Annotated in this window: 25 protein-coding genes and 2 tRNA genes; 14 read left to right on the forward strand and 13 right to left on the reverse strand. The window is 68.3% G+C overall.

Annotation, left to right across the window (positions count from 1 at the left end; genetic code table 11):
* Nucleotides 1-6: 6 nt before the first annotated feature.
* From JRZ79_RS23290 to JRZ79_RS23300, 3 genes are all read left to right on the forward strand, one after another.
* Entirely contained in the window at nt 7-1,128 is a 1,122-nt protein-coding gene (locus JRZ79_RS23290; RefSeq protein WP_205252272.1) for an iron ABC transporter permease, read from the forward strand.
* Nucleotides 1,129-1,130: 2 nt separating this feature from the next.
* Complete coding sequence (locus tag JRZ79_RS23295; RefSeq protein ID WP_205252273.1) at nt 1,131-1,952, forward strand: ABC transporter ATP-binding protein; 822 nt, start codon at nt 1,131-1,133, stop codon at nt 1,950-1,952.
* 232 nt (nt 1,953-2,184) lie between these two features.
* Complete coding sequence (locus tag JRZ79_RS23300) at nt 2,185-3,102, forward strand: NADP-dependent phosphogluconate dehydrogenase (protein ID WP_205252274.1); 918 nt, start codon at nt 2,185-2,187, stop codon at nt 3,100-3,102.
* On the opposite strand, the gene JRZ79_RS23305 is transcribed toward JRZ79_RS23300, so the two are convergent.
* Entirely contained in the window at nt 3,099-3,680 is a 582-nt protein-coding gene (locus JRZ79_RS23305; RefSeq protein ID WP_205252275.1) for a DJ-1/PfpI family protein, read from the reverse strand. The genes JRZ79_RS23300 and JRZ79_RS23305 overlap by 4 nt on opposite strands.
* 93 nt (nt 3,681-3,773) lie before the next feature.
* On the opposite strand from JRZ79_RS23305, the gene JRZ79_RS23310 reads away from it, so the two are divergent.
* Both JRZ79_RS23310 and JRZ79_RS23315 read left to right on the forward strand, forming a co-directional pair.
* Nucleotides 3,774-4,352: a 2Fe-2S iron-sulfur cluster-binding protein gene (locus tag JRZ79_RS23310; protein ID WP_205252276.1), complete on the forward strand. Its 579-nt coding sequence runs from the start codon at nt 3,774-3,776 to the stop codon at nt 4,350-4,352.
* A gap of 87 nt (nt 4,353-4,439) precedes the next feature.
* Nucleotides 4,440-4,512: transfer RNA gene (locus JRZ79_RS23315), tRNA-Arg, on the forward strand.
* Between the two features lie 59 nt (nt 4,513-4,571).
* Here the strand turns inward: JRZ79_RS23315 and JRZ79_RS23320 are convergent.
* From JRZ79_RS23320 to JRZ79_RS23340, 5 genes are all read right to left on the reverse strand, one after another.
* Nucleotides 4,572-4,982, reverse strand: a complete 411-nt coding sequence (locus JRZ79_RS23320) for a hypothetical protein (RefSeq protein ID WP_205252277.1) — start codon at nt 4,980-4,982, stop codon at nt 4,572-4,574.
* A 143-nt stretch (nt 4,983-5,125) separates the two neighbouring features.
* On the reverse strand, nt 5,126-6,046 hold the full coding sequence (locus JRZ79_RS23325; protein WP_010903912.1) for an ABC transporter ATP-binding protein: 921 nt from the start codon (nt 6,044-6,046) through the stop codon (nt 5,126-5,128).
* A gap of 3 nt (nt 6,047-6,049) precedes the next feature.
* Complete coding sequence (locus tag JRZ79_RS23330; protein WP_205252278.1) at nt 6,050-7,129, reverse strand: iron ABC transporter permease; 1,080 nt, start codon at nt 7,127-7,129, stop codon at nt 6,050-6,052.
* A gap of 6 nt (nt 7,130-7,135) precedes the next feature.
* A complete protein-coding gene (locus tag JRZ79_RS23335) occupies nt 7,136-8,290 on the reverse strand; it encodes an ABC transporter substrate-binding protein (RefSeq protein ID WP_010903914.1) in 1,155 nt (384 codons plus the stop codon).
* Between the two features lie 89 nt (nt 8,291-8,379).
* The gene (locus JRZ79_RS23340) at nt 8,380-9,243 is read right to left on the reverse strand and encodes an ArsR family transcriptional regulator (protein WP_231546317.1); all 864 of its coding nucleotides are present in this window, start codon (nt 9,241-9,243) and stop codon (nt 8,380-8,382) included.
* 263 nt (nt 9,244-9,506) lie between these two features.
* On the opposite strand from JRZ79_RS23340, the gene JRZ79_RS23345 reads away from it, so the two are divergent.
* From JRZ79_RS23345 to JRZ79_RS23360, 4 genes are all read left to right on the forward strand, one after another.
* Nucleotides 9,507-11,054, forward strand: coding sequence for a TrkH family potassium uptake protein (locus JRZ79_RS23345; RefSeq protein WP_205252279.1), 1,548 nt, complete (start codon nt 9,507-9,509; stop codon nt 11,052-11,054).
* A 119-nt stretch (nt 11,055-11,173) separates the two neighbouring features.
* Nucleotides 11,174-11,362, forward strand: coding sequence for a hypothetical protein (locus JRZ79_RS23350; RefSeq protein ID WP_148265499.1), 189 nt, complete (start codon nt 11,174-11,176; stop codon nt 11,360-11,362).
* A gap of 26 nt (nt 11,363-11,388) precedes the next feature.
* Complete coding sequence (locus JRZ79_RS23355; protein WP_205252280.1) at nt 11,389-13,488, forward strand: caspase family protein; 2,100 nt, start codon at nt 11,389-11,391, stop codon at nt 13,486-13,488.
* A gap of 444 nt (nt 13,489-13,932) precedes the next feature.
* Nucleotides 13,933-14,004 (forward strand) — tRNA-Ala (locus tag JRZ79_RS23360).
* A 119-nt stretch (nt 14,005-14,123) separates the two neighbouring features.
* Here JRZ79_RS23360 and JRZ79_RS23365 read toward each other — a convergent pair.
* Nucleotides 14,124-15,413, reverse strand: a complete 1,290-nt coding sequence (locus JRZ79_RS23365; protein WP_010903984.1) for a ribonuclease R family protein — start codon at nt 15,411-15,413, stop codon at nt 14,124-14,126.
* Nucleotides 15,414-15,455: 42 nt separating this feature from the next.
* Nucleotides 15,456-15,731 carry a hypothetical protein gene (locus JRZ79_RS23370; protein WP_010903983.1) on the reverse strand — a complete coding sequence of 92 codons (276 nt, stop codon included), beginning with the start codon at nt 15,729-15,731 and terminating at the stop codon, nt 15,456-15,458.
* An 82-nt stretch (nt 15,732-15,813) separates the two neighbouring features.
* Between JRZ79_RS23370 and JRZ79_RS23375 the strand changes: the two genes are divergently transcribed.
* On the forward strand, nt 15,814-16,293 hold the full coding sequence (locus tag JRZ79_RS23375; protein ID WP_010903982.1) for an RNA-binding protein: 480 nt from the start codon (nt 15,814-15,816) through the stop codon (nt 16,291-16,293).
* A gap of 22 nt (nt 16,294-16,315) precedes the next feature.
* Here the strand turns inward: JRZ79_RS23375 and JRZ79_RS23380 are convergent, their stop codons facing one another.
* The gene (locus JRZ79_RS23380) at nt 16,316-17,044 is read right to left on the reverse strand and encodes a DUF1028 domain-containing protein (protein ID WP_205252281.1); all 729 of its coding nucleotides are present in this window, start codon (nt 17,042-17,044) and stop codon (nt 16,316-16,318) included.
* A 152-nt stretch (nt 17,045-17,196) separates the two neighbouring features.
* Between JRZ79_RS23380 and sepF the strand changes: the two genes are divergently transcribed.
* Nucleotides 17,197-17,553: a cell division protein SepF gene (sepF, locus tag JRZ79_RS23385; protein WP_010903980.1), complete on the forward strand. Its 357-nt coding sequence runs from the start codon at nt 17,197-17,199 to the stop codon at nt 17,551-17,553.
* 108 nt (nt 17,554-17,661) lie between these two features.
* On the opposite strand, the gene JRZ79_RS23390 is transcribed toward sepF, so the two are convergent.
* Together JRZ79_RS23390 and JRZ79_RS23395 are read right to left on the reverse strand one after the other, a co-directional pair.
* Nucleotides 17,662-18,054, reverse strand: a complete 393-nt coding sequence (locus JRZ79_RS23390; RefSeq protein ID WP_010903979.1) for a DUF5611 family protein — start codon at nt 18,052-18,054, stop codon at nt 17,662-17,664.
* Nucleotides 18,055-18,098: 44 nt separating this feature from the next.
* A complete protein-coding gene (locus JRZ79_RS23395) occupies nt 18,099-19,040 on the reverse strand; it encodes a hypothetical protein (RefSeq protein ID WP_205252282.1) in 942 nt (313 codons plus the stop codon).
* Between the two features lie 81 nt (nt 19,041-19,121).
* On the opposite strand from JRZ79_RS23395, the gene JRZ79_RS23400 reads away from it, so the two are divergent.
* The 3 genes from JRZ79_RS23400 to JRZ79_RS23410 all read left to right on the forward strand — a co-directional run bounded on the left by JRZ79_RS23400 (nt 19,122) and on the right by JRZ79_RS23410 (nt 21,942).
* Nucleotides 19,122-19,421: a DUF6432 family protein gene (locus JRZ79_RS23400; protein ID WP_205252283.1), complete on the forward strand. Its 300-nt coding sequence runs from the start codon at nt 19,122-19,124 to the stop codon at nt 19,419-19,421.
* A 44-nt stretch (nt 19,422-19,465) separates the two neighbouring features.
* Nucleotides 19,466-20,500: an aminomethyltransferase family protein gene (locus JRZ79_RS23405; protein ID WP_205252284.1), complete on the forward strand. Its 1,035-nt coding sequence runs from the start codon at nt 19,466-19,468 to the stop codon at nt 20,498-20,500.
* Between the two features lie 68 nt (nt 20,501-20,568).
* On the forward strand, nt 20,569-21,942 hold the full coding sequence (locus JRZ79_RS23410) for a UDP-N-acetylglucosamine 2-epimerase (protein ID WP_205252285.1): 1,374 nt from the start codon (nt 20,569-20,571) through the stop codon (nt 21,940-21,942).
* 7 nt (nt 21,943-21,949) lie between these two features.
* On the opposite strand, the gene JRZ79_RS23415 is transcribed toward JRZ79_RS23410, so the two are convergent.
* Together JRZ79_RS23415 and JRZ79_RS23420 are read right to left on the reverse strand one after the other, a co-directional pair.
* Entirely contained in the window at nt 21,950-23,029 is a 1,080-nt protein-coding gene (locus tag JRZ79_RS23415) for a geranylgeranyl reductase family protein (RefSeq protein ID WP_012289531.1), read from the reverse strand.
* A 66-nt stretch (nt 23,030-23,095) separates the two neighbouring features.
* Nucleotides 23,096-24,013 carry a hypothetical protein gene (locus JRZ79_RS23420; RefSeq protein ID WP_205252286.1) on the reverse strand — a complete coding sequence of 306 codons (918 nt, stop codon included), beginning with the start codon at nt 24,011-24,013 and terminating at the stop codon, nt 23,096-23,098.
* Between the last annotated feature and the right edge of the window lie 69 nt (nt 24,014-24,082).

The following is a 24,082-nucleotide window of genomic DNA, read 5'->3' on the forward strand; positions in this document are numbered from 1 at the left end:
ACCACGATGTCACGCCAGTCCCGCACGCGAACCGGCCTCCGTCCCAGCTTCGACGGGGCCCTCGCCGGCATCGCCGTCGCCAGCACGGCCGCCGTCGTGCTGGGCGCGCTCGTGCAAGTCCGCTACGGCGGCTACCAGATGCCGCTGGAAACGGTGTGGCGGGCGCTGTTCGACCGCGCCGTCTGGACGAACCCCGACGTGCTCGCAACCATCCTGCTCGGCGACGGCCACGCGGAACTCCTCGGCGTCTACCACGACACCGCAGTGCTCTCGGACGCGACTGCCGTCGTCTGGACCCAGCGCCTCCCGCGAGTCGTCGTCGCCGTCTTCGTCGGCGCGAACCTCGCCGTCGCCGGCGCGATCTTCCAGGCCATCACCCGCAACGAGCTCGCCAGCCCCTACATCCTCGGTGTCTCGTCGGGCGCCGGGTTCGCCGTCGTCATCACGATCGTGTTCTCGCTTGGCACCTCCCTCCTGCCGGTCGCGGCAGCCCTCGGCGGCACGGGCGCGTTCCTCCTCGTATACGCCGTCGCCTGGCGCGGTGGCACCACGCCCGTCCGGCTGGTGCTTGCCGGCGTCGTCGTCGGCACCGTCTTCAACAGCCTCCAGACCGGCGTCTTCTACTTCATCGACTCCAACGGCGCGATGCGCACCGCCGTCTCCTGGCTGGCCGGCACCCTCACGGGCGTCGGCTGGACGGACGTCGAATTGATCGTCGTTCCCACGCTGCTCGTGGTGCCGGTCGCGCTCGTCGCGGCCCGCCACCTCGACGTGCTGTTGCTCGGGGAGCGCCGCGCCCGCGCGCTCGGCATGCGTGTCGAAACCATCCGGTTCGGGCTGTCGGTGCTCGCCATCCTCGCGACCGCCGCCGCCGTCTCCGTCGCCGGGCTCGTCGGGTTCGTCGGGCTCGTGGTGCCACACGCCGTCAGGACCGTCGTCGGCAGCGACTACCGCCGGCTGCTGGTGGGGTGTCTGTTCGCCGGCCCCGCGCTCGTCGTCGTCGCGGACGTGATCGCGCGCCTGGGCCTCGGCGGCGTCCAGGTCCCCGTCGGCGTCGTCACCGGGCTCGTCGGCGGCCCGTACTTCCTGCTTTTGCTCCGCCGCACCGAATCATTCAACGAGTTTTAACCATGCCACAGCGACCACACACCGACACCGACGAAGACCCCGTGGAGTCGGCCGCAGTGCTCGGCACCGACCTCGAACTCGGGTACGGCGACACCACCGTCGTCGACTGCGCGGACATCGTCGTGCCCGCCGGCGAAGTCACGGCGCTCGTGGGCCCCAACGGCTCCGGCAAATCCACGCTGCTGAAGGGGTTCTCCGCGGAGCTGGCCCCGGACGCCGGCACCGTTCTGCTCGACGGGACCGCAGTCCACGACCGCTCGCCGAAACAACTCGCCAGCGAACTCGGCCTGCTCGCACAGGAGAACGACGCGCCCGGCGGGCTCACCGTCGGCGACCTCGTCACCCACGGCCGCTACCCCCATCGGGGGTTCCTCGACGCCCTCAACGACGCCGACCACGCGGCCATCGACCGCGCCATCGACCTCGCCGGCGTCGAGCACCTCCGGGACACCGCGCTCTCGGAGCTCTCCGGCGGCCAGAAACAGCTCGCGTTCGTCGCCATGGCGCTGGCACAAGACACCGACGTACTGTTGTTAGACGAACCGACGACGTATCTGGACCTGCACCACCAACTCCGCGTGATGGAGGTCGTCCGCACCCTCAACGAGGACCGCGATGTGACCGTCTGTGTGGTGCTCCACGACCTCCAGCAGGCCGCGCGGTTCGCGGACTACCTCGTCGCCCTCGATGACGGCACCGTCTACGACTGGGGGCCGCCCGAGGACGTGGTCACCGAGGACCTGCTCGCGGACGTGTTCGGCGTCGACGCCGCCGTCAGCTACGACGACAAACCCCGCATCGTGCCGCGCCGGGCGCTCGACTAACGCTCCAGTTCGTCGACGCGCCCCGGCGTTCCCGGAGCGCGTCGTGCAAGTCAGCCGGAGACGGCGGGCTGGTGTCTGCGGCTGTCACGCCGGCGAGCGCGGTGGCGGCGCCGAGCACCAGCCCCCACATCGGAACGTTCGCATCCCCGAGGGCTAACGCGTCCCGGCCGTAGTTTCGCTGTGTGTCGCGACCAACCGCAACCCCTACTTACCGCGCCCGGAACTGCTACCCATGGAACTCGGAGTCGTCGGCCTCGGCCGCATGGGGCGCATCGTCGTCGACCGCTGTCTCGACGCCGGCCACGACGTGGTCGCGTTCGACATCGACGCGGCTGCGCGCGAGGACGCGGCTGACGCGGGCGCGACGCCCGCCGACACGCTGGACGCACTCGCCGCGGAGCTCGGTGCCGAGAAGCGCATCTGGCTGATGGTGCCGGCGGGCGACCCCGTTGACGCCGCCCTCGACGAACTCGCGCCGCACCTCGATTCCGACGACGTCGTCGTGGACGGCGGGAACAGCCACTTCGAGGACTCGACGCGCCGCGCCGAGGAACACGACTTCGCGTACCTCGACTGTGGTACCTCGGGCGGCCCCGCCGGCGCGGAACTCGGGTTCTCCCTGATGGTCGGCGGCCCCGAGTGGGCGTACGACGACCTCGTGCCCGTCTTCGACGCCGTCGCCACTGGCCCGGACGGCCACGACCGCATGGGGCCGGCAGGCGCCGGCCACTACGTCAAAATGGTGCACAACGGCGTCGAGTACGCGCTCATGCAGACCTACGGCGAGGGGTTCGAGTTGCTCCACGAGGGGCGCTACGATCTCGACCTGGAGGCCGTCGCGCGAACCTGGAACAACGGCGCCGTGATCCGGTCGTGGCTGCTGGAGCTCTGCGAGGAAGCGTTCCGCGAGGAGGGCAGCGATCTCGGCACCGTCGCCGACCACGTGGCCGGCGGCTCCACGGGCACCTGGACCGTCCAGGAAGCCCTCGAACAGGAGGTCCCGGTGCCCCTCGTCTCCCAGGCGCTCTCCGAGCGGTTCGGCTCCCGCAGTACCGGCGGCGACACCGGCCGGTTCGCGCGCCGCCTGGCCAACCGGCTGCGCTACGGGTTCGGCCGCCACGAGGTCGCCCGCACCGGCGACGACGCCTAGTACGTCGACGCGTACTCGATCTCCGTGGCGACCTGTTCCGCCAGCCCCGCCGAGCACTCGCGCTCGACGACGTGCAACGCGAGGTCGATGCCCGCAGTCACGCCCGCCGCCGTGAGCACCGTGCCGTCGTCGATGTACCGCTCATCGCGCACGTCCACGTCGTACTCCGCGAGGTCATCGGCCGCGCTGGCGTGCGTGGCCGCTGGCCGCCCGTCGAGCAACCCCGCGTCCGCCAGCAGCATCGCGCCCGTGCAGACCGAGGCGATGGTCGCGCCGCCGCCGTGGAGGGTGTCGAGTCGCTCGGGCAGGGTTTCGTTTTCGACCTCCGACCACACGCCCGGCCGATCACGGTCGGTCCACCCGCCACCCGGCACCACGACGAGATCCGGCACCCCGAACAACACGTCGTCGGGCGCCACCGTGAGGCCGTGGCGCGCGGTCACGCCTTCGTCGGGCACGAGCGTGCGCATCGACACGTCGAGGTCGCCGCCCAGCTCCGCGGCCGTGCGGAACACCTCGTACGGGCCGATGGCGTCCAGTTCGTCGAACCCCTCGAACAGCAGGACTGCAACGTCCATACCCGCCTGTCGACCCACACCCTCAAAATTCGCCCGGAGAACCGTGGTCGCGCAATCACAATACTGTTAAACTGCGCTTCCATACCGCTACGCATGGTTACCACACTGGGTGTCACGCTCGGCCTGGGGGTGACACTGTTGTTCGTCGTCCTGCATCTCGCGAAGGGCTCATCCAAGCCGCCCGCGGAGGACATCGCACAGGACGTCCTCGAACACCGTGCGTCCACAGTGCCGGAGACGGACTTCCCTGAGCCGTACAACCGATCCATCGGGGGCGGCGGGGGCGCGGGCGCTGTCGCTGGCGGTGCCGAGTCGGAACTCGAAGACGGCGAGGAGGAAGACGACGGCTTCGATCCGGACGCGATCGCCGACGACGACGTCGAGTACTACGAGGTCGAGTACGTCAAGGAAGGCGAGACCATCGAGGTCGCGAACAACGAGAGCATCCTCGATGCCGGCGTCGACGAGGGCTGGGACCTCCCGTACGCCTGCCAGCAGGGCCAGTGTGTCTCCTGCAGTGGCCGCGTCGCTGACGGCGAGGACGCCGCCGAGTATATCCGCCACTCGAACAACGAGTCGCTGGGTGACGCCGAGATCGAAGAGGGGTATATGTTGACCTGTACCGCGCACCCGACGGCGTCGTTCTCCATCGAAACCGACGAGACGCCCTGACGCACGCGGCACCCGTTTTTCCCCGCCGCGCCGCGCCCGGCGCCGACTCACAACGGTTATACCGACCACCCTGCTATGTGCACGTGTGGGCGCGTAGCTCAGCGGACAGAGCACTTGGTTCCGGACCAAGATGTCAGGGGTTCAAATCCCTTCGCGCCCGTGTTCTGCGTTCCATCGTGGCTCCTCCACCGGCTTCGGTGGTCCGCGCCCGGTGGTGTGTCACTCCTGGCTGGAGCGGTTGCTGTCCACCGCGTGCCCCGTTCGAAGGCACTGCTCGGCGATGCCCGCAACCACGAGCACCACGAGGAAAAACGGCCACGCCTCGTAGTACAGGCTGGTGAGCGACTCGGATGGGGGTGCCGTGATGCCGTTCCAGAGACACGCCCCGGTCAGCACGCCCGTTGCAAGCAGCGGACAGACCACGCCGTGGTCGGCGTACATGTGCGTGGGGATAGCGCCCAGCAGCCACGGCCCGACCAACACCAGCGCCCAGATCCCCAGCACACCGAGACCACCGGACTGGTCCGCAGCGGCGGTGGCGATGATCGGCTGGCTGTGCAGGGTCATGACAGCGAGGTTCAGCACTCCGCCCGCGACCGCGATCAGGAGTCCGCGATCAGTAACAGTCATAATCTATCACGTGGTTCACCATTTTCCATCCATAGGTGTTTCTGTTTACCACGGCTGGGACACTCACACCAGCCGGTGTGCACGCCCCGGCCCCGGATCACGCGCCTGCACCGCGCCCACAGTGGGGTCCGCATCCGCCGCCCTCACTCCGCGGGCGGTGTCCCGCCGTCCGCAGCGGTCTCCCGGGTGGGCGTCCGGCTCCCGGGCGCGTGCTCGTGGTCGGTGCCGTCCTCGTCGTGTAACGCCTCAATGGGCACCACTTGCATGCCGTGGCTGGTGGTCGACACCGTGGCTTCGATGTCGAACACCGTTCGCAGCGTCTCTTTCGTGACGACGTCGGCCGGCTGCCCACGGGCGTGGATCGTGCCGTCCTTGAGTGCGATCACGTGGTCGGCGTAGCGCGCGGCCTGATTGATGTCGTGTAGGACGACCACGACCGTCGTGTCGTGGTCGTCGCGCAGCGCCTGGATGATGTCCATCACTTCGAGTTGGTGGTGTGGGTCCAGGAACGTCGTCGGCTCGTCCAGCAACAACACGTCGGTGTCCTGGGCGAGCGCCATCGCGATCCAGACGAGTTGCTTCTGGCCGCCGCTCAGGCTCCCCACGTCGCGCCCGCTGAGGTGGTCGACGCCGGCCACGCGGAGCGCGTCCGTGACGGCGGCGCGGTCCGCGTCGGTCAGCGAGTCGAAAAACCCCTGGTGGGGGTAGCGGCCGCGCTCGACGAGTTCGCGCACCGAGATCCCGCCCGGCGTGACGTTCTCCTGGGAGAGCAAGCCGAGTCGCCGCGCGAGCTCCTTGGAGCCCAGTTCGTCGATGGTGTGGCCGTCCAACAGCACTGTGCCGTCGGCCGGGCTGTGTTTGTTCGCCAGCGCGTTCAACAGCGTGCTTTTGCCGCTGCCGTTCGGCCCGATGAGCGCGGTCACGTCGCCGACCGGCACGGTCACGGACTCGCCGTCGATGACGGGGTCGTCACCGCCCGGATATCGCACCACGAGGTCCGTGCCGCTGAGTCCGCGATCGGGCGTGTCGGTTCCAGTCGCGTCGTTCGCGGGTTGTCGTGTCATGAGTCAGATGTCACCGAGGTTCTCCGTTCGCCGCATCAGGTACAGGAAGTACGGGCCGCCGACCAGGCCCGTGATGATGCCGACGGGCAACTGCACCGGGTCCAACGCGAGGCGCGCGCCGACGTCCGCGCCAACCAGCAAGGCCGGGCCAAGCACCACGCAGCCGGCCAGCAGGTCGCGGGTGTTGTTCCCGACGATGTTGCGCACCATGTGGGGGACGATCAGGCCGACGAAGCCGATGAGGCCCGCGACGGCGATCGCGGCCGCCGTCGAGAGGATGGCGATCCCGGCGACGCCGAACCGCACTTTCTCAACGGGCATGCCCAGCGACTCCGCGGTCTCCTCGCCGAGCAACAGCACGTCGAGTTCGTTGGTCACGAGGAACGCAAGCGCCAGCGAAAGCACCGTGAACGGCAACGCGATGCGGACCTGCGCCCAGTCGGTCCCCAGCAGTGATCCCGACAGCCACGTTTGGGCGGACATCACGACCCCGAGGTTGTCGATGAAGAAGAACAGCGCGCGCTGCACGGAGCCGAAGACGGTACTGACGACGACGCCGGCGAGCACCAGCCGGACGGGGTTGGTGCCGTTCTTCCACGCGATCGCGTACACGATCAGGAACGCCACTGCGCCGCCCAGCGCCGCCAGCAGCGGCATCACCGGGAGCAGCCCCGAGAACAGCGTGAGCGTGAGCAACACGACCATGCCCGCGCCGTTGCTGACGCCGAGGATGTAGGGGCTGGCGAGCTCGTTGCGGGTGACGATCTGGAAGATCGCGCCGGACACCGCGAGGTTCGCGCCCACCAGCGTGCCGACGAGAATGCGGGGGAGTCGGATGTTCCACACGACGACCTGCCGGCGGGACAGCCACTCGGGGAGCTGGTCGCCCAGCAGGAACGCCCGCCAGACGCCCGCGCTGGACCAGATTTCGGGGTCGAAGACGGTGTGCCACGCGTCCGCGATCGGGATCGGGTACGCGCCGAAGCTCACCTGCAGCAGCGTCGCGGCAAGCACCACGAGGAGGCTGCCAGCGGCGAGCGTGGCGAGCCGCCGCGTGGCCGACGCGTCCGTGTTGGCTGTCATCGCTGCCTACAGCCCGACGCCGTTGATGGCGTCCGCGACGCGCTGTCTGTCGAAGAGGCGCTCGGACGCGGGGATCTCCGTCGGTGAGCCCGGCCACGAGCCGAAGGCGTCGGGGTAGACCATTTTCGCGAGGGCCTCCGTGGAGAACAGGTCGACGATCGGTCCCATGAACTGGCCGCCGGTGCGCACGAGGTTCCCGTTCTCGACGGCGGTGAGCTGCTGCCCGTTGGGGTTGGCTTCGAAGGGCTCGACGACGGTGTCGACGAACTCCGCGTGGGTCTGGGAGGTGAGCCCGCCGACCGCGCCGATGTAATCCGGGTCGACGTCCAGCAGCTCCTCGTAGCCGATGGGGCCATCGGGGACGGCGCCGGCGAACGCGTCCTGCATCCCGAGGCGGCGGTAGGTGAGCGTGTTGTTCTGGTCGGGATCGAGGGGCGCGATCCGGAACTGCCCGGTGTCGGGACGGACGCCGCGCCAGATGGCCGCCACCGTGGGGCGGTCTGACTCCGGGGGCAGGCCGTCGCTGATGGTGTCCATGAGGTCGGCTTTGATGGACTGCCAGGCCTCGAAGCGGGCCCGGCGTTGGAAGATCTCGGCGGCCTTCTCGAAGGCCTCGTAGAGGTCATAGAAGGGGCCGTCACCGACGGCCGAGGAGGACGCAAACCGGATGCTGGAGCCCATGAACGGACCCGCACTGGACTCGATCGCTGCGATGTCGTCGTCGGTCCAGTTCGCGTAGAACTTCAGCATCCGCGGGTCGATGAGGTGGACGTCACAGTCCGCGGCGTAGAAGTTCTCCTTGTCGTAGCCGGATTCGGAGTCGCTCGCGAGCTGCTCGATCTCGGCTTTGTGGAACGCGACGTCCGGCAGCGCGTCGTAGAACTTCAGCGGGGCGCGGCCGAGGCTGGCGGTGGCCGACGGCTGGATGCCCAACGCCATCCCGATGTCCATCCAGACGCTGGGGATCGCGGCGTAGGTTTCGGGCACCGACTCGAAGGTGTGTGGGGGGTTCGGCTCGACTGTCACCGTGTACGAATCGGACCCCGCGTCCGTCTGGGTGGTCGAACCGTCGTCGGTCGGCGATTGGCTGGACGTACAGCCGGCGAGACTAGCTGCGATGAGGCTCGCGCCCCCGGCGAGGATCTGCCGTCTTCGCGCCATATGTTTAGGCCAACCTAAACAGCCTTAGTGATTCCTCCTGCACAGTCCATCACGCCGCGAACACTGTTCACACCGTGTTGCGGCCACGGTCAGTCATCGGCACGCGCGGCCTGCGACAGCGGGACCGCTCCCGCCTGCATGGACTCGATCGTGGCGTGGGCCCACGCAACCACGTCCGGGTGTGTCGACCGCAGAACGTCGAACCCAGCGTCCTGGTGGCGGTTCACAGTCAGAAACACCGTCTCCCCGTCGATGAGATCAACACTGCACGGGACACGCTCCCCGATCCGGTAGTACGTGGTTCGGTCGGTGCCCGCCTCGATGGCCTCCCAGCGCTCGCGCAGTGCCGCGTCCTCGGTCATGGTGGTCGCCACCTCGGCATCCGCGATCACCGTTACCGACGGCGCTGTGCCCTTCCGGACGGCCTCCCCGAAGGTGTACATCGGCAGCGAAATGAACGTCCCGAGCAGCGACCGACACGAGTCCGCCGCCCCCACCGCCCCCGCAACGACGCGCGCGGCGGCCAGCGGGTCGGCCTGCTCGGTGCCCACGTGCTCGCTGCCGGCGAGACACTGCAGGTCGAAGCCGAACCAGTCGACGGGCAGCCTGTTGATCACCGACGGCAGCGCTTGCCCGACCGCAACGGTCCCCAGCAGCCGGTCGAAGTCCCGGTACACCAGCGCGCCGAACTGCGTCAGTGTGTACGCGTTCGACGACGGGTCGTGTTCGATCAGGCTGCGCTCGGTGAGATCGTTGAGCACCCGACTCAGCGTCACCCGTGTCGCGTCGGTGTGGGCTTCGAGGTCACTCCGCGTCCGCGCGGTGCCGTCCAGCAACGCGAGGACGCCGAGTCGGTGCTCGGAGCGTGCCAGAAACGCCACCGTCTCCAGCGTCTCACCGGCTATCCCGCAGTCGTCGTGTGGTGCTGTGCACGCGTCCGTGGTGTCGTTCATAGGTCACGCCCCGCCCTAGTTTAGGGCCGCCTAAACACCTTTGTACTTCCCACACGGCGGTGTCAGCGTCGCGTGGCACTGTCCGCCCTCCCCCTCGGGCTCCCGCGTGGCCGACTGCCCGCCGCAGTCCGGCCGGAACGCCAACCCTTATCGTGTGCCGGTTCGCTACCTCCCAGGTGACACATCCATCCATCTCCCGCGCCGCGCACACTCGGGGTGACCGCAACGCACAGCATGCCCAGCCAGACCCACCGTGACACCGGATGCACGTCGCCGTAGACACAGTCGGCCGCGACGTCGGCCGCATCCTCCAGGCCGTGTCGCTGCTGTTGGCCGCGTCGGTCGCCGTTGTCACGGTCAACGGCGAGTTCTTCGCGATCCCGGCGTTCGTCGTCTCCGCAGCCGTCATGGGCGGCATCGGGACCGGGCTGGCGCGGCTCTGTCGGGGTGCCCGACCGCCGAAAAAACCCGACGCCATGGTGACCGCGGCCACCGCGTGGGCCGTTGTCGGGGTCCTGGGCGCGCTACCGTTCGTCCTGGTGGCGTGGACGATGCGCCTCCAACTGCTGCCCGGGCTGACACCGCCCCTGAACGCGACAACGCGGGTGTTCTTGCACCCGCTGAACGCCGTCTTCGAGACGATCAGCGGGTTCACTGGAACCGGCCTGACCATGGCCACCACCGAGGGCGACCTCCCGCGGGCACTCCACTGGTGGCGGTCGCTCACCGAGTGGGTTGGCGGCGTCGGCGTCATCGTGCTCACCGTCGCCATCCTGCGCCGGGGCGACGGAAGCAGCGGCTCGTACACGCTCTACGAGAGCGAGGCGCGCTCGGAGAAGATCCACCCCAGCATCATCACCACGGTCCAGGAGATCTGGCGGCTCTTCGTCGGCCTCACGCTGGGCGCGATCGCGCTGCTGCTCCTGGCCGGCATGCCACCCTGGGACGCCATCAACCACGGCATGACCGGGATCGCAACCGGCGGCTTCGCGGTGCGCGCCGGCTCCATCGGCGCGTACAACTCCCCCGCCATCGAGTACGCCACCGTCCCCATCATGATCGCGGGCAGCATCGCGTTCCCCGTCCACTACCTGCTGTTCACGGGCGACCTCAGAAACGTGTACGCGGACCTCCAGACGCGGTGGGTCGTGGCCTGGTTCGCCGTGGGGGCGGCCGTGCTGTCGGCGCTCCTGTTCTACACCGGCCAGTACGACTCGCTTGCGGCGTCGTTCCGTATCGGCCTCTTCCAGTTCGTGTCCGCCACCTCGAACACCGGGTTCGGAACCACGACGATCGGCCGCGGCACCGAACGCGTCTGGCAGACCGGCCCCACGCTGTTCGCGTGCCTCGGGATGCTCACCGGCGCTGCCGCCGGCTCGACCGTCAGCGGCATCAAGCTCATCCGCGTGATCACCCTCATCAAGGGGACGGCCTGGCAGATCCGGGACGTGTTCCGCCCGGCGTCCGCGATCCGGTCACTCCGAATCGGCGACCGGAAGCTCAGCGAGCACCAAGCCCAACGCGAGTACGCCGAGGCAACGCTCGTGTTCGTGCTGTGGCTGGCGTTCCTCGCCATCGGGGTTGCCGTGTTACTGGCCGCGCTCTCACCACAGCACCCGCTTGAATACGTACTCTTCGACGTGATGAGCGCGCAGAGCAACGTCGGACTCGATGCCGGCATCACCAGCCCGGGCATGCCCGCCCTCGCGAAGGGCATGCTCATCATCAACATGTGGGTCGGCCGCCTGGAGATCATTCCCATCGCGGTGCTCATCAGTGCCGTGCTCCGACACGGCGACTTCTACCGGTGAGGCGTTCGTACACGCACTCCGCCAGCCCCGGGTGTGCGGTTGGCGGCCGCTCCGAGCGCGTTCTGGCGTTCTTTCATCGTGTTGCTAAGCTTTATGAACGAACCGTGCACACACAACTCATGAGAATGGTCGGGGGTTTGTTATACACGCGCCGCCAGCCCGCCGGCTTCGGCTCCGGGATGCTTGCGGCCGCCGGTACCCTGGATCGGTGTGGACTGCACGCACTCCCCCTGCGTCACCGCGTCGCCGAGTCGCTGCGACCGCCCCACAGGTGTGCCGCCACACCCAACTGGGGGTGGACGGTGTAACCGTGCCAGCGGCCAGTTGCCTCGAAATGATCGTTCCGCTGTCCGACGGCCACACCGGCCTGGCGCTGAACGACAACATCTACAACCGACGCGTCGTCATGCGCACGCCGACCCGGGTCGCGCCGACGCCGACGGATCCGTCCACGTTCCTCTTTCCCGTCGAGGAAGCCGCGCGCGTCCACACCGACCGGCTCACTACCGCCAAGCCGAGCATGGTGTTCATCCGCGATGACGCCACGGGCGACCCCCTCGACGCCCTCACTGAACCCCAGTCGGTCACCGTCTCACACGACGACCCACGCCTCCTGGAGTTCCAAACGCCGGTCCGGACGTACGTCCGAGTGCCCGGCGGGACGACCACCACGGTGACGATGACACTCGACGACGTCACGGTCAGCTTCCCGGACGCACACGACCTCCAGATCGGCGTCCGGAGCCAGCACTCCCACCCGATCGGCGAGATCACAACCACCACCGACCCGGTGGACGTGATGGCGGCAGTCGAACAGTTCGGCGCGGCCCTCCAGACGCCGTCGCCAGAGCGGTCGTGGCCGACGCTTCGGGGCCACCCGCCCCGACTGACCGTCGGCCAGCCCGACTCGACCACTCACAGCCTGTCCCGCCCGGACGTGGACGTGACTGTCGGCGTGCCGCCGGAGCTCGGTGCCGTGTACGCGGTCACGCCGCTCGCGTTCTATCTGGGGGCCCGCGTCGAACCGTCGTCGACGCCGTCCGTGACCGCCGGCGGGCACCAGATCGCGACGTTCCCGCGGGACACGCTCGGCCGGGCCGCCGGGGCCCTCCTCAAGCACGTGTTCACGCTGGACTGCGTGGTTCGGTCCGTCGGGCTCTACGACCTGGACACGCCCGCCCGAGACACACTCACGGCCGCCTTCGACTGGACGCGGGACGACCTGCAGCGGCTCTATGACATGCCCCTGGCCGCCCGCCTGCAAGCGTACACCGAGTACCCCCAGGAGACGGTGCTCGCGGCGGCACCCCGGTGGCGGCATACGGTCATGGTCGCCGACGACCCTCGCCCCATCGAGCATCTGTCCTTCCTCGCGAACGACCTGGCGGTCGTCCGCACGCTTCCCGACGCCACGCCGGACTCAGCGCCCGCGCTCTCGGCGGCCGTCGACGAGTTCATGCGCTCCACGACCGACACCGCATCGGACACCCGCGGCCACGGTGTGATCCCCGACGAGTTCGTCGCGGTGCCCGAGACGGACACCATGGAGACGTCGTACATCGGCCCGGGGGTTCCAGTCGGCGACACGAAGCTGATCGCCGACGCCTACGACGCCCGGTTCAGCCACTCTTCGACCGACTCCGTCTCGGTCAACGTGGTGTGCAACGAGGACGACATGTGGGACGAATACAGCGAGTTCTCGCTGTACGGGAACCGCGACGGCCTCGAATTCGACGTTTCGGTTACGCGCAACGCCACCCGGGCGGAGCTCGCCGACGTGCTCACGTCAATGGGTGACACCGATTTCTTTCACTACATCGGCCACGTCCGGGACGGCACCCAGTTCGTGTGCACGGACGGCGCGCTCTCGTTCGATCAGATCGCCGCCACGACGACGCCGCCACGCGTGTTCCTGTTGAACGGGTGTTCGTCGTACGAACTCGGCCGTGCGTTCATCGACGCGGGGTCTCAGGCGGGGATCATCACAGTGCGCCCGATCGGCAACGACGCGGCGATGCTCATCGGCCAGAACATCGCCCGGTTCGTCAACCAGGGGTTTTCGCCCCGGTCCGCGCTCGCGATCGTCCAGCGGTACGGGCGTGCCGACGACAAGTACATGATAATCGGCGACGGCGGGAATCAGGTCACGCAGACCGAGAGCGGGATTCCCGTTGTCGCACATCTAGACTCGACTTCATCAACTGAGGATCGGATGTACCAGTTCTCAATTGAGATGCTCCCCTCTGAAAACGGCTGTCTCGGTGGTGTATACAACCCGAGCTTCGATGAAATCGATCAACAACTCTACGGCGGCTTCACTTCGCCAGTGACGGCGTCTCCACAAGCAGTACAGTCGTTTCTCGACTTAGACCGTCAAATACCTGTGGTCGTTGGCTCCGCGCTACACTGGTCGCCGCCACTTGACCTCTCGTAGTGCTACGGTCCTTTGACGACGACCCCGTTCTTCATTTGGTGCTCTTCGGTGTTATCCTGACCATTGTGCGAGACTTCCGGACTTTCTTTCAAATCCATATAACATTAGTACTTTTGCTCTCATTTATCATTTTCTATTTCTTTTTACTTTTAACAACTCTATTTGAAGCTTCATATATGGGGGTGACCCCTCGTTCCTGTGCTGGTTTTGAACGCTGTACACCGGCGTCTTACACCCCGTCTCTCCGCCCATCCGGTATGTGAAACGCAGCCAGGATCAATCAGATGTCGCTGAGACGAAATCCCCCGAGCCAACACTGGTGTGCTCTATGCAACTCGCTGTATCACCGACATCAACACACCACTCAGCGACACGTGCGTGTCGCATATGGCATACGCGCTGAAGCAGAAGTCTGAAGTACAGCCACCGGCTCAACCAGTATGCGGGCTCGTAGATCAGCGGTAGATCGCTTCCTTCGCAAGGAAGAGGCCCTGGGTTCAAATCCCAGCGAGTCCACTCCTGTATTTGCCCGCAAAGCGACGCGTCGGTCCGTAGTGTCGTGGTGCCGAGTCGAGAGAGAACAGTTACGGCTGTGTCCGACCCCCTGGCTCGGTGTGAGGCACCGTCTGTGGTGGCTACGAGGAGGTCGTCGGTGAGTCGACGACCGTGACGCCGCGGTTGTTCACCGCGTCGGGGTCGAGGCCGACCTCTTCGAGGAAGTCGCGGTATTCGCGTTCGGCGGTTTCACCGGCTTGTTGTTTGTCGCTGGCGCGGTCACAGAGCGAGATGAGGGTTTCGGGAACGTCGTTCTGGTAGACGATCCAGTGGTTCACGAGGTCGCTCATGCGGCGGATGGGGCTGGTGAAGTGGCCGTAGATCTCGAAGTTGAGCGCGTGGTGGCCGCCGAAGGGATCGTTCATGTATCGCGCGCGCGGCATCACCTTCATCACCGCCCACTGGATCTTGCCGAGCTGGCGCTCGGGGGCTTGTTCGAGGGTTGCGTTGACCGCCTTCCGGGGGTCGTCCCAGGCGTCGCCGGGGATGGAGACGCCGTTGAGTTCCTGGATCTCCTGGAGGGCGTCGTCCCACTCCTCGGGGGACGGCTGGGGGTGAACGCGGTAGACGGCTTCGACGCCGCGGTTCCACATGAGTTCGTGGGTGACCGCCTTGTTCGCCTTGAGCATCGACTCCTCGATGATGGTGTGGGCGCGGTCGCGGCGGGGGTTGAGCACGAGGCTCCCCTCGGCCTTGCGCTGCTCGTGCATCTGGTCGGCGAGATCGAACACCAGCGAGAGGTCGTCGTGGAGGGGCGCGGTTTCGTCGTCGAGGCGCTGTTCGGCGTCCTTGTAGGTGAGCCGTTCGTCGCTGTGAATGACGGACTTGTAGATCTCGATGGTCTGATACGAGAGGTCGTCCTTGTCGAGGTGCATCTCGACGGTGTGCGCGAGGCGGTCCTCGCCGGGCACCAGCGAACACACCGTTTCGGCGAGCACCGGCGGGAGCATGTGCATGGTGTACCCGGGGAGGTAGACAGTGTTCGCGCGGTCGATGGCTTCCGCCCACATCTCCGAGTCCGGGTGAACGTAGTGGGTGACGTCGGCGATGTGCACCCAGAGCACGTACTCGTCGTCGCGCTCCAGCACGGAGATCGCGTCGTCGAAGTCCTGGGCGTCGACGGGGTCGACGGTCCACGTGGGCAGCGGGCGCATGTCCGCGCGGTCCTCGATTTCGGCCTGGATCTCCGCTTGGACGTCTTCGGTGCGGGCTTCGGCTTCGGCGACGACGTCCGGCGGGAACTCGTCGTGGAGGTCGAACTTCTCGAAGAGGTCGTCGCGTTTGTTTTCGAGTTGGCGGGCGAGTTCGGGCGAGATTTCGACGGGACCCTGGTCCTCGATGGACCCCTGGGCGGGTTCAGAATCGCTCATGGCTACCAGTAGCCGGGTGGCGTAGTTAGTGGTGTCGCCACCCTACTCGCGTTCGGCGGTGTCTTCGCGTGTGGCGTCGAGGAACCGGGCGAGGAACTCGTCGTCGGGGACCCGACCCGCGCCGGCGTCGTCGAGGGCCGCTTCGAGGCCATCGCGGGCGTGTTTGGTGAGCCGACGGAAACAGGGTTTACAGAGGTATTCGAACTCCTTGTCCGTGCGCGTCCAGCGGTCGCCGTGTTTGTCGTACTCGCGGGCGTCGCTGCGTGCGGTGGTGTCGCCGCACGCGATACAGGTGACGGGATCGTGGTCGGCCCACATCACGCGGTTGTTCACCGGGCGGGCACTTATCCGTTGGGCAGACAGCGGTCGATTTATGGCTGGAGGCGCCCCGAGGACACGTATGGACGTGTCTTCACGGCACCACTTGCGAAGCGACGACATCGACGAGATCGGCGACGCGCTCCGAACGGGGTTGGGTGTCGAGTTGGATGGCGACGCCTACGAGCGCGTGACGTTCGCCGACGAGGAGTTCGAGATCGTGCTCGTCGACGGCGACCCCCTGGTGTGGTATCCCGACGGCGAGCCGTTCGTCACGGTCGCGGGCGCGAACCGCACCGACCCGTCGACGGGGGTCGTGACTGTGGACGCCGGTGCTGTGTCGTTCGTGAGCGACGGTGCAGACGTGATGCGACCCGGGATCACGGCGGCATCGCCGGAGATCACTGCCGGCGACCTGGTCGTGATCCAGGAGGCAGCACACGGCAAGACGCTGGCCGTGGGGCGGGCGCTCGTCGACGGCACCGAGATGGACGGTGAGTCCGGGAAGGTCGTGTCGTCGCTGCATCACGTCGGCGACGAGCTGTTCGAGTTCTCGGTCTGACCGTCGGGGTGACCCGGGTCCGTCAGTCGGTTCCCGTCGCCGGGGCGTCCTCGTCGTCGGGGTCGTCGTACAGTTCGATGGCGTCCTCGTAGCCCGCTTTCGCGAGCCGGTACGTCTCCCGGAGGTCGACGATCGGATCCTCGCTGGCGTCGACCCGGAGGTCGTTCCAGTACGGTGACTCCGCGGCGCCCGTGTCGATAACCGTGACCGCCGCGCTCTGCACGGTGAGCGCCTCGCGTTTGTCGCCGCCAGCGGCCTGTCCCGCGCCCAGGGCGTCGATGAGGCGGCTGGCAAGCGGGTCGGCGTCTTCGGCGTCGGTTGCACCGTCGACTCGTTGGTCCTCGTACGCCGCGGCGGTGCGTTCAACGACCGCGTCGCCAGTGAGGAGGTTACCGGCGACGGTGTAGTTCTCGCCGGCACGGTCGCCGTACCAGCCGTTGCAGTCGTCGCCGGAGAACGCGAACGACCCGGTGCGGCCGACGCCGTGAAGCTGTCGCTCGGAGCTGTTGTCGTCGGCGTTGAGGAGTGCCTGCAGCGCGTCTTCGACGCCGAGCCCGTCGGCGAGGTAGTCGACGCCCGCCGACCCCAGTCGGGGGTTGGTCACGCTCTGCGTGGCGACCGCGCCGTGCTCGTTGACGTGTGGACAGGGGACGCCGACCCCGGGGAGTCGGGTCGTCACGGCAACCCCGAAACGGTACTGCTGGTCGCCGTCGGCGGTGTAGGGTTCTCGAACGCAGATGCTGAACGTCACGCTCGGGGCGAGCGCCTGCAGCAGCAAAGACCTGATCGAACCGGCAGTCGACCCCACCGTGATCGGGGGTGAGGCGGCGCGAGCGTGCGCAACCGGGCGGTTCACCCCGTCTGACGCAAGAACTATGAACGCGGCGGGTTGGTGTCTACCGTATGGGATTCATGAATAAGATCCTCCGTGGGAACGGCAGCTCCACCGAGGATTACGTCGAGCTGGACGCGGACGACTTCAATGCGGACGCCGGCGAGGCGAGCGTGGCCGTGCACATCGCGGAGATCGACGGCCAGGAAGACGTCATCGCGATCAAGGACGCGGTGTACGACGGGGATCTCGTCGTCGCGGACATCACGCGCCTTCGCACGGAGGATCGGACCGTCGAACACGTCATCGACGAGCTGCGCCAGGTCGCCAGGGAGGTCGGCGGCGACATCGTGCAGAAAGGCGACGACCAGCTGATCGTCACGCCGAACGGGATCGGGATCAGCCGTGAGAAGCTCAACCGGCCCTGACTGCTCGGCAGAGCCGGCGGCCGAGTGGTGCCGTACGGACCGCCGCGCCGATGCGTGTGGCGTCGGCGGCGGCTGTGACCACGGAGAGGACGGCAGAACGGCGGTCGACTAGACGGTGTCGGGTTTTTCGGCGTCGTCTTCGACGCTGCGCTTCATGGAGTCGCGGCGGGACTTGGCGTCTCGGCCCGTCGCCTCGAGCAGGAAGTCGTTTTTCGCGTCGACGGCGTCGGCGGCCGCGTCGGCGTTGCCTTCGGCGATCACGTCCTCGGCGGGCCGTTCCTCGAACTGGACGCCGAGCTTGTCTTTTTTCCCGGCGTATTCGACGGTTCCGGCGACGATGCGCTTGAACACGGGGTTGTCGGGGTCTTCGACGACGTAGAGGTCGCTGTCCTTGAACCGTTTCGTGTCGGTGACGTCGCCGAAATACTCCTCGACAGTCGCCAGCATATCAGACACGCGTTCGTCGAGATACTCCCCCCGCCGCATCTTGTACTCCTTCATGACCGCGAGAACGGCAGCGAGGGTTTTAGTCCCTTCGTGTGCCGTCAGCGGTCCTCACCGAGGTAGCCGCGCTTGCACTCCGGGCAGATGTCGCCGGCGCGCAGGCTGGCCCCGGCGGCGTACTGCTCGAAGCCACATTCCGGGCAGAACAGCGTGAAATCGAGGTCGTCATTGCCGTCGGTGTCGACGGTTCCGGGGCTTGTGAACTCGGTCTCGTCCATCGGGTCGGGGTCCGCCGTCGTTTCGAACTCGAAGGTGCTGGTGTCGGCGTCGGTCGCGGTCGGCGCGACGACATCGGCGTCACCGGCCGGGTCCGTGCCGCGGTCGGGGGTTGCGTCGAACCCCTCGTCCTCGCCGTCGGGCTCGGGCCACTCGCCGTGGTCGCGGTCCGCCGGCGTGTCGTCGGCTGCGGTCGTGGTCGCGTCGGCGGTCGCCTGGGACGTGTCCGCGCCGGCGGCATCGTCGTCGGCGTCCGGGTCGGCGTCGACGAACTCGACGGCCTCGTCGTCCGGGTCGGCGGACGCCGCCGCTGTGGGGTTGTCCGGATCGACCTCGGGGTCGGCGGGCTCCGTCCACTGGTCGCGGCCGGGACTGTCCTCGTCGGCCGTGGTGTCGGCCGTGGACTCCTCCAGGATGACCGCGTCGTCGGCGCCGCTGCCGTCCGCCGGTGTGGTGTTGCTGGACGCCGATGCGTCGGTGGTCGTGTGATCGACGGCCTCGCTGGCGGTCGAGAACGCGGCGCTGCTGGTGCCATCGGCTGCCTGCGTGGCGTCGGTGTCGCCGTCCTCCGCGGAGTCAGGTGTCGACTGGGAGTCCGCAAGCGGCCGCACTTCGGTGTTCTCGCTTGTGACGTGTTCGGACCCACAGCGCTGGCATTCCCGGAGCTCGCGTTCTGTCACCACAACCTCGTTTCCGCGCTCCTCGCGGTCCCGCTCGACGAACGACTCACCGTAGTCGTGCCCGAGCAGGGAACACCTGATACCCATTGGGAGCGTCGTACCCAGCCCAACGGCAAAAGACTACCGTTCAGGGACACGGCTAAGACACCGGGGACCGTTCGGTAACGTATGCCTGCGAAGCGCGAGTTTCGAGACCGCCCCCAGACGGAGGTTGCGGTCCTCGATGCGCTCGCTGAACGCCCCGGCGACGGGATGACCGTCTTCGAGTTGCGGACGGGCGTGGATGTCAGCATCGACGACATCGAGGCCGCGCTGGCGTCGCTGACGGCCGCGGGACTCGTGCACGCCGAGGAAGCGGAGGGCAGAACCAAGTTCAGAGTCGACGAGCGCGTTGTGGCCCGCCCGGCTGACGACGCGACCGACGAGTCGTCGGTCTTGGACGCGATCCGGCGGCGGATCGGCCTCTGATCGATGCGGTGGGTTTACCCCCTGCGGGCGGCGAGATACTGGATATGACTGTGGTGAGGGCGGCCCACGAGGCGCACGGTGCGACGTTCCGCGAGGTGGCGGGGCGGGCGGTGCCCGTCGAGTACGGGCGTCCCGACCGCACGCATCGCGCCGTCAGGAACGCGGCCGGGGTGACCGAACACGCGTTCGACGTTGTCGTGGCGACCGGCGAGGACGCCCACGAGGTCGTTGCGGCCGGCGTGTCGGGTGGCGTGCCGACCGAGGACGGGCGCGGCGCGTACGTGGTCGTCTGCGACGACGGGCGTGTGCGCGCGGACGGATACGTGTTTGCGACCGACGACCGGCTGTTGGGTCTCGTGCCGGCGGGCGAGGGCGACAGGGTTGCCAGCCGGTGGCGCGAGCGTGCCGGCAGCCGGGACGCCGCGGTCACGCTATCGACCGGCGAGTTCGGGACGTTCGGCGTCCACGGCCCACAGGCCACTGAGAAGGTGGCGAGCGTGCTGCACCGGGCAAGCCCCCCCGAGGAGCGCCTGCGGTTCGTCCGCGGGGAGATGGAGGGCGGCGTGACGGTCGTGCGCGACGACGACCTCGCCGGCGAGGAGGGGTATCTGGTCGTGTGCGCCGCCGAAGACGCCGACGACGTGTTCGAGACGCTGCTGGTTCGCGGATTGAACGCCGTGCCGTTCGGCCGCGAGACCTGGGAGACGCTGACGCTGGAAGCCGGGACGCCGCTGTTCGCGTCCGAGCTCGCCGGTCGAACGCTTGCCACGCTCGGGCTCGCGCGCCTCGACGGGAGTGACGCCGCGGCTGCCGGGAAGCCCCACCGCCGCCTGGTGGGGCTTGCGCCCGACGCACTGCCGGCCTCCGAGGCGGCCGTGTACGCCGACGGATCGCGGGTCGGCGAGGTGACGCGGGCGGCAGAGAGTCCGATGCGGGGCGACCCGCTGGCGTTCGCCGTGGTGAGCGAATGGCACGGCGGGCTCGCGGTCGCGGCGGACGGGGACCGGGTCGATGCAGCGGTGGTCGAGCCGCCGTTCGTCGACACCGGCGAGCGGTCGCGCCGACGGCCCGAGTACTAGGCGGCTGGCGGATCGGCGGCGGGCTCGGGAACACGACTGTTATTACCGTGTTCGGCGAACGCGCTGGCATGGACGCAGCCCCAACGATCTACGAGGACCGGTTGGCCGCCCAGATGGACCGCGGCGACTTCGTGCTCGCGGTCGTGACGGCGACCAAGCCGGATTTCTACAAGCAGGCTCCCGTCGTTGCCGCGGCCGAAGCCAACGACGTGCCGTGTTTCGTGATTCACACCGGCCAGCACTACGACGACGTGCTCGGGCACGGCCTCGAAGAGTACGGGATCGAGCCCCACATCGCGGCCGACCTGGGGATCAGGGGCGATCTGACCCAGAAGACCGCGGAGATGATGCTGGCGGTGAAAACGCTGGCCGAGCGCCTCGAGGCGTGGCCGGACACCACCGTGTTGCCGATGGTGCACGGTGACACACACGCCGCCGGCGTCTTCCCGCAGGCGTGGATGTTCGCCACGAACCAGCAGGTCGCGCACAACGAGGCCGGGCTGCGGGGGATGGCGCCGGCGTACGAGACCACCGACGACCCGGCGGCCGTGATCCGCGAGCAGTGGCGCGGCGACTGGCACGTCGAGCGAACCGAGCCGTTCCCCGAGCAGTACGACACGTTCGTCGGTTCGGCGGCGTCGATCTACCAGTTCGCGCCCGTGGCGTTGAACCGCGAGCACCTCGAACGCGAGGGGTATCCGCGCAGCGTCGACGGCCACGAGCGGATGCCGGTGGTCGGGAACTCGGTCGTGGACGCCATCGAGATGAAACGCGATCACGACGGCGAGAGCGTGTTCGACGTGTATCCGGTGTTGGAGGCCCGCGACGACTGGCTGCGCGTGGACATCCACCGGCGCGCGAACCTCCTGCCCGAGCGGTTCACCGCCATCGTCGAGGGCGTCATCGAGCTGGTCGAGCGCGGCTACAGCGTCAACTTCGTGGAGTTGAACGCCACCAAGCGGGCGTTGGAGAACTACGGCTACCGGGAGCGCCTCCAGCGGCTGGCCGACGAGCGGGAGAACTTCCTGTTCACGGGGCTGTGGAAGAAACACGCCCACGTCTACGAGTTCCTCGAATCCGGGCAGTGTTTCGCGGAGTTCACCGACTCCGGGAGCATGCAGGAGGAGCTCAACGAGATCGAGGCGGCGCTGTGTCTCACGGCGCGGTTCAGCACGGACCGCCCGGAGACGGTGTTCGACGCGAACACCAACCTCCTGGTGCCCCCGACAAGCGGCGCGTTCGTCGCGGACATGATCACCCACGTGGCGGAGACCGACGACGTCCGCGAGCGCATGCGGTCGGGACAGGCACTCTACGGGGCCGACGTAGGCGAGGAGATCGTCGAGTTCCTGCAGGCGCGCGCCGACGACGGCGTCTTCGACTGGGCGCACGAGCGGCTCGGATTCGACGCGGGCAGCGAGCAGGCCTTCGACTACCTGTAGGGCTGTGTTACCGGAGCAGCGCCCGCGCCTGGTCGAGTGAGAACAGGCTGGTCGGCTTGTCCATGTCGACCGCGATCTCCCCGGAGAACAGCCGCAGGCCGGCGGACTGGATGGGCGTCGGCATCGAGTAGCCCGCCCGCACGAGGTGGCCGAGCGTGATCTCGCGTTCGAGGGCGTCCCGCCAGGCGCGCTCGTAGCCCGCGAGCGTGCCCGGGCGGTCGGGGTCGAGTTCGCGGGCGGCCGCGTCGGCGGCGGTCATCCCGTAGCGGATGCCGCCGCCGGTGAAGGGTTTGGTCTGCCCGGCGGCGTCGCCCAGCAGGAACCCGCGGTGGCTGGTGACGGTGTCCGGCGGGCCGATGGGGATGAGACCGGAACACCGGTGTTCGACGTCGACGCCGTAGTCGGCGACGAGGTCGTCGAAGCGACCGGCGACGTCCTCGCCGGGGGCGGCTGCGAGCCCGTATTCGACGCCGGCGTCGCCGCGGGGGATGCGCCACGCGAAGAACCCGGGGACGGTGAGGTGGACGTCCACGAAGTCCTGGTGGTCGGGGTCGGGGTCGAACGCGAGCGCGCCGTGCAGGAACTCGTCGGGCTCCGGCAGCGAGAGCGCGTCCCGAACGCGGGAGCGCGGGCCGTCGCTGCCGGCCACCATCTTCGCGGTGACGTCGATGGAGTCGTCGGGGCCGCGGGCGGTGACGGTGACCCGGTTGCGGTGTTCGGTGACGTCGGTGACCGTGTGGTGTTCGCGGACGTCAGCACCGGCGTCGCGGGCGGCCTCGGCCAGGACTTCGTCGAGGTGGACGCGGTCGATGGCGTTCGAGATCGGGGTGGATTTGTAGAACGGGTGGGCGGACGAGTCCGCGCCGCCGAGGTGGAAGCGCGCCCCCCGGATGTCGTTCTGGAACAGGGCGTCGTGGTGTTCGTCGGGGACGAACTCCCAGACGTCGAGGCTGACGTGGCCCGAGCACGCGAGCGGCGTGCCGAGGTCTCCTTGTTCGAACGCGATCACGTCGTAGCCCTGTTGGGCCGCGCGCCGGGCGAACCGCGCGCCGGCGGGGCCGACACCGACGACCACGAAGTCGTACATCATCGCGTGGTAGTCCGGTGGCCAGCAAAGGTCTTCTCCCTCGCGGCTGGCGGCTGCGTACGGCAGCTACACGGACGATGTGGTGCACGACGCCGACGGGTCACGGGCAACGGAGAGGCTGCCGGCGGCGTCGATCGACACCCGCGTTGCGGCGCTGGGGCAGTCGAAGTCGGCCGGCGTGACCCGAGCGGTCGCCGTGGCTTCCGTCCCGAGCACTCGCATCGAGGCGGTGTACGCGCGGCGGTCGCGCAGCCGAACGACCGCCGTGCTGTCGGGGGCGAGGGTGTAGACGCCGTCGAAGCGGGGTGTCGAGTCGGTGTCGACGCGGAGCCGCGTCGTCCACGACGCCGCGGTGGCGTTCCGGAGGCGAAACGCGTAGTCGCCGCCCGCACCGGCTGCGCCCACCGTCTCAGTCGCGGTGTCGCCGGCCGCCACGTCGTCGGTCACGACCCCCGGACACGCCATCCGCGTCGAGACGCGCGTGGACGAAAGCGTGGCGTCGTCCTGGACGGTGATGGCGGTGCTCGTGGCGTTGCAGGTGAACCCGCCCGGACGCAGGGTGGCTGTTTGCTCGCCGCGCAGCGTGGGGCCGGACACCCGCGCGGTGTAGGCGTCCAGATCGGTGAGCGATGCGACCAGGCTCGCGTCCGCGGCGAGGGTCACCGGCTCGTCGAGCACGCGCTCGTCGCGCCGGGAGATCGTGAGCGTGCCGTCGTGTGGCTCGCTCGTGGGGTTGGTGAACGCGATGCGGGCCGGCCGCCGGAGCCCGCCCGCATCGAGGCTACCGGTGCCGACGGTTCGGCGGGCGGTGTCGCCGGCCGCGACGCGCGTGCGGTCGGTCGAGCGCGGGGGCGACGCATCCGTGCCCGTCGATCGGGTGCGTGACGTGGCTGAGTGGTCGCGGTCGTCGCGCCGAGAGAGACAGCCCGCGGTTGCGGCCACAGCCCCGAGACAGAGCCGCGAGAGGAACGGTCGGCGGTGCATACACGGCCGTACGCGGGGCGGCGGTATTACGCCTTGGCGGGTTCAAACGCGCGTTTGAGTTCGCGGGCG

It is taken from the genome of Halobacterium sp. BOL4-2, from assembly GCF_016917835.2.
GTDB classification, from domain to species: domain Archaea; phylum Halobacteriota; class Halobacteria; order Halobacteriales; family Halobacteriaceae; genus Halobacterium; species Halobacterium salinarum.